This window comes from Bacillus sp. LR_5 (assembly GCF_042709275.1).
In genome coordinates, this window is record NZ_JAVAXX010000274.1 from 1 (window position 1) to 8,618 (window position 8,618).

Below are 8,618 nucleotides of genomic sequence, written 5' to 3' on the forward strand. Positions count from 1 at the left end.
TAATAATCGGTGTAAGCGTTTTAATCACAAGGGGGGATAGCATTTGAAAAAAATATTACTCGCGTGCAGTTCAGGAATGTCTACCAGTTTATTGGTGACAAAAATGAAGGAATACGCACAGTCTATCGGTGAGGAAGCGGAGATTTGGGCTGTTGGCCAAGATAAGGCAAAAGAAGACATGAGAAAAGCGGATGCCGTTTTGATTGGTCCGCAAATGAGCTTTCTGAAAAGCGAGCTCCAAAAAGAGGCGGATCAATACAACATTCGGGTTGAAGTCATTGACATGATGGCCTACGGAATGGCAGATGGGAAAAAAGCGTATGAGCAGGCATTGTCCTTAATGGTGAATCAATAATGGAACAGGTGAAAATCACGAACTTAACAGACGAGCAAATCAGTTTTCAGCTAATCCTGCACAGCGGAAATGCCCGCAGCTGCATCATACAATCACTGCGCGCCTACAAAGAAGGGAACAAGGACGAGGCTGATGCCCTCATTGCCAAGGCTGAGCAGGATTTATCCGCGGCCCATGACATTCACTTTCAAATGATACAGAAGGAATCCGGCGGAGAAGCACAAGCTTTCTCATTGCTGCTTATGCATGCAGAGGATCATCTGATGTCAACATTATCCATGAAAGAATTAGTGAAAGAGATGCTTGATCTCTTTAAAACCAAGAATATATAAAAAATCGGGGTGGATAGGGTGTTCGAGAAAATCAGCCAATTCCTTGTTCCAATTGCAGGGAGGTTAAACAATAACCGCTATTTGCAAGTGTTGCGTGATGCATTTATGCTGGCTTTCCCGCTGACGATATTCGGGTCCATTTTTGTCGTGTTAACGAATTTGCCGTTTCTAAACAAAATCATGAACGCCTCAATGCTTACGTCGTTTCAGTCTCATTTCGGCATTGCCTCCACGGCGACAATGGGCATTATGTCTGTCTTTGTTGTGTTCGGGATAGGCTATTACCTGTCGAAAAGCTATCAGGTCGAAGCTGTATTTGGCGGAGCGATCGCTTTGGTTTCCTTTTTGCTCTTAACGCCATTTATCGTTCAGCCGGAAACAGGTGATGCCATTACAGGGGTTATCCCGGTCGATCGTCTCGGTGCAAAAGGGATGTTTCTTGGGATGATTACGGCATTTCTTTCTGGCGAAATTTACAGAAGAATCGTTCAAAAAAACCTGACAATCAAAATGCCAGCCGGCGTTCCGCCTGCTGTAGCAAAATCATTTGCCGCACTTATTCCGGCTTTTATCACATTGACCGTATTTTTGCTGATTAACGTAATGGTGACTCTGTTTTTTAAAACAAATATGCACGACGTCATTTATCACGCGATTCAGGCTCCGCTTGTCGGACTTGGAAGCGGTATCATCCCAACGCTGATTGCCGTGTTTTTCATTCAAATTCTTTGGTTTTTCGGACTGCATGGACAGATCATTATCAACTCCGTGATGGACCCGATTTGGAATACACTGCAGGTAGAAAACCTTTCTGCTTACACGGCGGGAAAAGAAATCCCTCATATTATTTCAAAACCGTTTATGGAGATTTATACAGTAGGGATGGGCGGAACCGGGATGACGCTTGCGATTGTGTTTACCATTCTCATATTCATGAAAAGCAGGCAGATGAAGCAAGTATCAAAACTTGGCCTCGCTCCCGGTATTTTTAACGTAAACGAACCGATTATCTTCGGGCTTCCGATTGTCATGAATCCGATCATTATTGTGCCTTGGGTGCTGGCACCGATGGTTGTTACGCTCGTCACCTATCTGGCTATGTCAGCCGGGCTCGTTCCGCCTCCGACTGGTGTGACGGTGCCGTGGACGGTTCCATTATTCATTAATGGCATCATGGCGACGAACTCAATCATGGGGGGCGTGATGCAACTTATCAATCTGCTGATTGTCTTCGTGATCTGGTTTCCATTCCTAAAAGCAATGGATAAATTAAGTCTGGCAAAAGAAAAAGAACAGGCTGTGCAGGTAACAGCTGCTCAGCAAAATGATAACAGCATAAAAATGTGACATAAGGGGAGAGAGACTTGGCACAAACAGAACAATATCGTTTTCCAAAGGATTTTTGGTGGGGATCATCGGCTTCAGCAACACAAACGGAGGGTGCCGCCGACAGAGACGGAAAAGGCCAGAATATATGGGATTATTGGTTTGAAAAAGAACCGCATCGTTTTTTTGATCATGTCGGCCCCGCAGACACATCCCAATTTTACGACAACTATAAAGAAGATATCAGGCTGATGAAGGAGCTTGGCCACAACTCGTTCCGGATGTCGATTTCCTGGTCACGTTTAATACCAAACGGAACGGGCGAGATCAACGATAAAGCCGCAAATTTCTATAACAATGTCATTGATGAGTTAATCGCTAACGGAATTGAACCTTTTGTCAATTTGTTTCATTTCGATATGCCGATGGCGCTTCAAAAAATCGGCGGCTGGGTCAACAGAGAGACGGTTGACGCGTATGAAAACTATGCAAGAACTTGCTTCCGTTTGTTTGGCGGCCGGGTGAAAAAATGGTTCACGCATAATGAACCAATCGTTCCCGTAGAAGGCGGATACCTATATGATTTTCATTATCCAAACAAGGTCGATTTTAAAGAGGCCGTCCAGGTTGGATTTCATACGATGCTGTCAAGTGCCCGTGCCATTCAGGCTTACAGGGAGATGAAGCAGGACGGAAAAATCGGTATCATCTTAAATTTGACCCCTTCATACCCGAGAAGCAGCCATCCGGCGGATGTGAAAGCCGGGGAAATCGCAGACGCGTTTTTTAACAGATCTTTTTTAGATCCATCTGTCAAAGGCGAATTTCCCAAAGAGCTGGTTGACATTTTGAAGCATGAAGGCTTTATGCCTGATTACATTCCTGAAGATCTTGACATCATCAAAAAGAACACGGTTGACCTGTTGGGAGTGAATTATTACCAGCCGAGACGTGTGAAAGCGAAAGAACATCTTCCGAATCCCGACGCTCCTTTTTTGCCTGACAGGTATTTTGATCCCTACGTCATGCCGGGCCGCAAAATGAATCCGCATCGCGGCTGGGAGATCTATGAAAAAGGCGTTTATGATATTTTGATCAATTTAAAAGAAAACTACGGAAACATCGAGTGTTTTATCTCTGAAAACGGCATGGGGGTTGAAGGTGAAGAGCGCTTCAGAGATGAACAAGGCATCATTCATGATGATTACCGGATTGAATTTATAAAAGAGCACCTCAAATGGATTCACCGCGCCATACAGGAAGGCTCGAACGTAAAAGGCTATCACTTATGGACGTTCATGGACAACTGGTCTTGGACAAATGCCTATAAAAACCGATACGGATTTGTATCAGTCAATCTTGAGAAAGACGGAGAAAGAACCGTCAAAAAGAGCGGAAATTGGTTCAAAAAGGTTGCTGAGCAACACGGTTTCTAGATTTTCCTAAAGGTCAAGATCTTCCGGCAATCATCATAACGAATAGAGATGACGAAAATCCGCAACATTGATGAAATAGGGAAAAGAACTTATGATATCCGTAAAAGCTTATGTGATATCAGACTCTAACAGCTGCCGGAGGATACCAATGAATAAATACGAAATCATTGCAAATGAAATGAGAAATAGAATTAAAAATAACGTATATCCGATCGATCAGCCCATTCCTGATGAAGTATCTCTTGCAAAAGAATTTAACTCAAGCCGCATGACGATGAAGAGAGCCTTGGATAATTTAGTTGCCGAGGGTCTGCTGTTTAGAAAACGAGGCCATGGCACGTTTATTATTCAATCTGCAATACAGGATGACCATGTCCATGTAGTCAGCAATGAGATTCTCGGATTGACCAACTTGCTGAAAGATAAAAAAATCCAAAGCAAGGTCATTCAGTTTGAAGTGCAATTTCCCACTGAGGAAGTGGCCGCCCATTTGTCTATTGATCAGAAAACACCGGTTTATTATGTCGTTCGGCTGCGAATTGTAGAAGGTGAACCCTATGTATTAGAAAAAACATATATGCCGACTCATTTAATACCGGGCATTAATGACGATGTACTTCATGATTCGATCTACAATCATATTACAAATGTGCTGCAGCTCAAAATCGCCGGAACGCATCGGAAAATCAGAGCCTGCAAATCTGATCATATTGACCAGCAGCATCTGGGCTGTAAACAGGATGATCCAATTCTGGAAGTGGAACATGTGGGCTTCTTAGATACCGGGATTCCATTTGAATATTCCTTTTCACGTCATCGGCATGACAAGTTTGTTGTGACTTCTGTAAACATACGGCGCTGATTGCGGAGACAACAAGGAGGCCATCTGCATGCTTGGCGGTGTTGAAGCAGGCGGCACAAAGATTGTTTGTGCTGTCGGTAGAGAAGATGGAACGATCATTGACAGGATAGAATTCTCCACAAAGATGCCGGATGAAACGATAGAGAAAGTAATTCAATATTTTCGCCAATTTTCATTACAGGCAATCGGCATCGGCTCCTTTGGTCCCGTTGATAACGATAAAACGAGTCAAACATACGGTACCATTACGGCCACGCCGAAAGCGGGCTGGAGACACTATCCCTTTTTGCAAACCGTTAAGAACGAAATGAAAATCCCAGTCGGTTTTAGTACAGATGTCAACGCTGCGGCGCTGGGTGAATTCCTTTTCGGTGAAGCGAAGGGTCTTGACAGCTGCCTGTATATAACGATTGGCACTGGCATCGGAGCGGGGGCTATTGTAGAGGGGAGGCTCCTTCAGGGGCTGTCACACCCAGAGATGGGCCATATTTATATCCGGAGGCACCCGGATGACGTATACCAAGGGAAGTGCCCTTATCATGGAGATTGCTTTGAAGGCTTAGCTTCAGGTCCCGCTATCGAAGCCCGCTGGGGAAAAAAAGCCGCGGATTTATCAGATATAGCCCAAGTCTGGGAACTGGAAGGGTACTATATTGCCCAAGCGCTGGCTCAGTATATTTTGATCCTTGCACCTAAAAAAATCATTCTTGGCGGCGGCGTCATGCAACAGAAACAAGTGTTTTCTTATATCTATCAATATGTACCAAAAATCATGAACAGCTACTTGGATTTTTCTGAATTATCAGATGATATAAGTGATTATATTGTACCTCCACGTTTAGGCAGTAACGCCGGAATCATCGGCACGCTAGTTTTAGCGCATCAGGCCTTACAAGCAGAGGCAGCATCCGGGGAGGTGCGATCATGACGCATCCTTTATTTTTAGAGCCTGTCTTTAAAGAAAGACTATGGGGAGGGACGAAGCTTCGTGACGCTTTTGGCTACGCAATACCCTCACAAAAAACAGGTGAGTGCTGGGCCGTTTCTGCACATGCCCATGGCTCGTCGTCTGTAAAAAATGGCCCGCTGGCAGGAAAGACACTTGATCAAGTATGGCAAGATCATCCGGAGATTTTCGGGTTTCCAGATAGGAAGGTGTTTCCGCTGCTGGTAAAATTGCTGGACGCCAATATGGATCTCTCCGTGCAAGTCCATCCTGATGATGATTATGCAAAACTGCACGAAAATGGCGACCTTGGTAAAACGGAGTGCTGGTATATCATTGATTGCAAAGATGACGCCGAACTGATTTTGGGACATCACGCAAGCACAAAGGAGGAATTCAAACAACGAATAGAAAGCGGTGATTGGAACGGGCTGCTGAGGCGAATCAAAATCAAGCCCGGAGATTTCTTTTATGTGCCAAGCGGTACACTCCATGCTTTATGTGAGGGAACCCTTGTCCTTGAAATCCAGCAAAATTCTGATACAACGTATCGCGTATACGATTATGACCGCTGTAATGACCAGGGCCAAAAAAGAACTCTTCATATAGAAAAAGCCATGGAAGTCATAACGATACCGCATATCGATAAAGTGCATACACCGGAAGTAAAAGAAGTTGGTAACGCTGAGATCATTGTTTATGTGCAATCAGATTATTTCTCAGTGTACAAATGGAAGATTAGCGGCCGAGCTGCTTTTCCTTCACATCAAACCTATTTGCTGGGGAGTGTTCTGAGCGGATCAGGACGAATCATAAATAATGGTATTCAGTATGAATGCAATGCAGGCTCACACTTTATTCTGCCTGCGCATTTTGGAGAATTTACAATAGAAGGAACATGTGAATTCATGATATCTCATCCTTAATGAATGGGGGAGTTGCATTTGTTTAAGAAACATACGATCTCTTTGCTCATTATATTTTTACTTGCGTCTGCTGTTTTAGCACAACCAATTGAAGCGCATACTGTGTCGCCTGTGAATCCTAATGCCCAGCAGACAACAAAAACAGTGATGAACTGGCTTGCGCACCTGCCGAACCGAACGGAAAACAGAGTCCTTTCCGGAGCGTTCGGAGGTTACAGTCACGACACATTTTCTATGGCTGAGGCTGATAGAATCCGAAGCGCCACCGGGCAATCGCCTGCTATTTACGGCTGCGATTATGCCAGAGGATGGCTTGAAACAGCAAATATTGAAGATTCAATAGATGTAAGCTGCAACAGCGATTTAATGTCGTATTGGAAAAATGGTGGAATCCCTCAAATCAGCTTGCACCTGGCGAATCCTGCTTTTCAGTCAGGGCATTTTAAAACACCGATTACAAACGATCAGTATAAAAAAATACTAGATTCTTCAACAGCAGAAGGGAAGCGGCTGAATGCCATGCTCAGCAAAATTGCTGACGGACTTCAAGAGCTGGAGAACCAAGGTGTGCCTGTTTTGTTCAGGCCGCTGCATGAAATGAACGGTGAATGGTTTTGGTGGGGACTTACATCATATAACCAAAAGGATAATGAAAGAATCTCTCTATATAAACAGCTCTACAAGAAAATCTATCATTATATGACCGACACAAGAGGACTTGATCATTTGCTTTGGGTTTACTCTCCCGACGCCAACCGAGATTTTAAAACTGATTTTTACCCGGGCGCGTCTTACGTGGATATTGTCGGATTAGATGCGTATTTTCAAGATGCCTACTCGATCAATGGATACGATCAGCTAACAGCGCTTAATAAACCATTTGCTTTTACAGAAGTCGGCCCGCAAACAGCAAACGGCAGCTTCGATTACAGCCTGTTCATCAATGCAATAAAACAAAAATATCCTAAAACCATTTACTTCCTCGCATGGAATGATGAATGGAGCCCAGCTGTAAACAAGGGTGCTTCAGCTTTATATCATGACAGCTGGACACTCAACAAGGGAGAAATATGGAATGGCGATTCTTTAACGCCAATCGTTGAATGAATCAGTAATGTACAATAAGAAGGTGCTCAAGAAGTTTCTTGAACACCTTCCCACTGGATTAAGCATTCATATCGCCTAACCCAGGACTGTGTTCATTTGGTATTTCAGGAAGCACTGGTACGGGAAACCCTGCCGGAGGATCTATTACTTGTAACTCTCCGCCATTTCGGCTTGGAGATTTCCCTTGATAGATTTCACTGATTCTCGTTTCATCCAACCTAAAGTTAAACTGTGAATTATGGTAGCCTAATTCGACATACTTTCTGCACTCAGGATATTTATTAATGTCATAATTCGGCACAGGGAGCAGCTTCGCCCATTCAACGCCCAATGTCTCGAGCGCTTTCGCGAATGCATTCTGGTGAGCATTGTCGCGTACAATCAGAAAAGCAAGTGTTTCGCGGAACGTCTGATTAGAGCTCATTTCATAAATTCTTGTTTTTTGCAGCACACCTGTCGACTCAAGAAGCAGGTTATCCAGCAGGTCAGTAATTAAGTTTCCGTGGTTATACACCCACGACCCGTTCCACGGATTGCCCCCTGCATCAACAGGAAGGGAACTTTGCGCTCCAATAATATAATGATGAGGATTAGCATGTTTAACCGCTTCATCAAGTGGCGCTTGATCTGTACCTTGACTGCCGACACCTTCACCGCCTGATTCATCTAATAAAGCATTGATTGTGTTTTGAACCAGTTCAACGTGGGCAATCTCCTCTAAAAAAATGCCGCGAAGCAGATCGCGGTACTGTTTCTGCTTTCCTCTGAAATTAGAGCTTTGGAAAAAAAACTGCATCATTGTACGCATTTCTCCGTAATGACCGCCTAATATCTCCTGCAGGACCTTAGCAGCTGCCGGGTCTGGCTTGTCCGGTTTAATGATATTAATCAGTTCCTCTTTGTAGTAATACATAACACGCCTCATTTCTTCTTAAGAGATTTTCTTATATTATTTGTAAGATGAGATAAAATATATACATGAGAAGGGGTGAAAGAAGAGAATAAAAAAATACAGAAAAAGTATTGACCAAATAAAACAGGCATGGTATATTATTAAACGTCGCTGATGAACAGCGTGAAACAAAACGAAAAACAAAAAAAGTTTTTCTAAGGTGTTTACAAGATTTTAAAAATGTGTATAATAAGAAAAGTCGAATTGAAAAAGATTCGAAAAAACATTTTAAAAAACTTCTTGACTTCACCATCAAATGATAGTATGATAGTTAAGTCGCTTGATAAGCGCCCGTAGCTCAATTGGATAGAGCGTTTGACTACGGATCAAAAGGTTAGGGGTTCGACTCCTCTCGGGCGCGCCAATATAAGATAAT

General features: G+C 43.5%; 9 protein-coding genes and 1 tRNA gene. 9 read left to right on the forward strand and 1 reads right to left on the reverse strand.

The window, feature by feature from the left end; genetic code table 11:
• The first annotated feature begins 43 nt into the window (after positions 1-43).
• The 8 genes from RAC86_RS31325 (at position 44) to gmuG (ending at position 7,290) form a co-directional block, all read left to right on the forward strand.
• On the forward strand, positions 44-355 hold the full coding sequence (locus tag RAC86_RS31325) for a PTS sugar transporter subunit IIB (RefSeq protein WP_014475989.1): 312 nt from the start codon (positions 44-46) through the stop codon (positions 353-355).
• Positions 355-687, forward strand: coding sequence for a PTS sugar transporter subunit IIA (locus tag RAC86_RS31330; protein ID WP_377886405.1), 333 nt, complete (start codon positions 355-357; stop codon positions 685-687). The genes RAC86_RS31325 and RAC86_RS31330 overlap by 1 nt, the downstream gene beginning before the upstream one ends.
• Before the next feature lie 18 nt (positions 688-705).
• Positions 706-2,034, forward strand: coding sequence for a PTS cellobiose transporter subunit IIC (gene celB, locus RAC86_RS31335; protein ID WP_377886406.1), 1,329 nt, complete (start codon positions 706-708; stop codon positions 2,032-2,034).
• A 17-nt stretch (positions 2,035-2,051) separates the two neighbouring features.
• The gene (gmuD, locus tag RAC86_RS31340) at positions 2,052-3,449 is read left to right on the forward strand and encodes a 6-phospho-beta-glucosidase GmuD (protein ID WP_038428436.1); all 1,398 of its coding nucleotides are present in this window, start codon (positions 2,052-2,054) and stop codon (positions 3,447-3,449) included.
• Between the two features lie 148 nt (positions 3,450-3,597).
• The gene (gmuR, locus tag RAC86_RS31345) at positions 3,598-4,311 is read left to right on the forward strand and encodes a transcriptional regulator GmuR (RefSeq protein WP_015715336.1); all 714 of its coding nucleotides are present in this window, start codon (positions 3,598-3,600) and stop codon (positions 4,309-4,311) included.
• A gap of 28 nt (positions 4,312-4,339) precedes the next feature.
• The gene (locus tag RAC86_RS31350; protein WP_377886407.1) at positions 4,340-5,239 is read left to right on the forward strand and encodes an ROK family protein; all 900 of its coding nucleotides are present in this window, start codon (positions 4,340-4,342) and stop codon (positions 5,237-5,239) included.
• The gene (manA, locus tag RAC86_RS31355; RefSeq protein ID WP_029725851.1) at positions 5,236-6,183 is read left to right on the forward strand and encodes a mannose-6-phosphate isomerase, class I; all 948 of its coding nucleotides are present in this window, start codon (positions 5,236-5,238) and stop codon (positions 6,181-6,183) included. The genes RAC86_RS31350 and manA overlap by 4 nt, the downstream gene beginning before the upstream one ends.
• A gap of 18 nt (positions 6,184-6,201) precedes the next feature.
• Positions 6,202-7,290 (forward strand): mannan endo-1,4-beta-mannosidase, encoded by a 1,089-nt coding sequence (gene gmuG / locus RAC86_RS31360; RefSeq protein WP_080528988.1) that lies wholly within the window; start codon positions 6,202-6,204, stop codon positions 7,288-7,290.
• Positions 7,291-7,348: 58 nt separating this feature from the next.
• Here gmuG and RAC86_RS31365 read toward each other — a convergent pair whose 3' ends face one another.
• Complete coding sequence (locus tag RAC86_RS31365; RefSeq protein ID WP_080528989.1) at positions 7,349-8,203, reverse strand: manganese catalase family protein; 855 nt, start codon at positions 8,201-8,203, stop codon at positions 7,349-7,351.
• A 326-nt stretch (positions 8,204-8,529) separates the two neighbouring features.
• Here RAC86_RS31365 and RAC86_RS31370 point away from each other — a divergent pair.
• Positions 8,530-8,606: transfer RNA gene (locus RAC86_RS31370), tRNA-Arg, on the forward strand.
• Positions 8,607-8,618 lie beyond the last annotated feature (12 nt).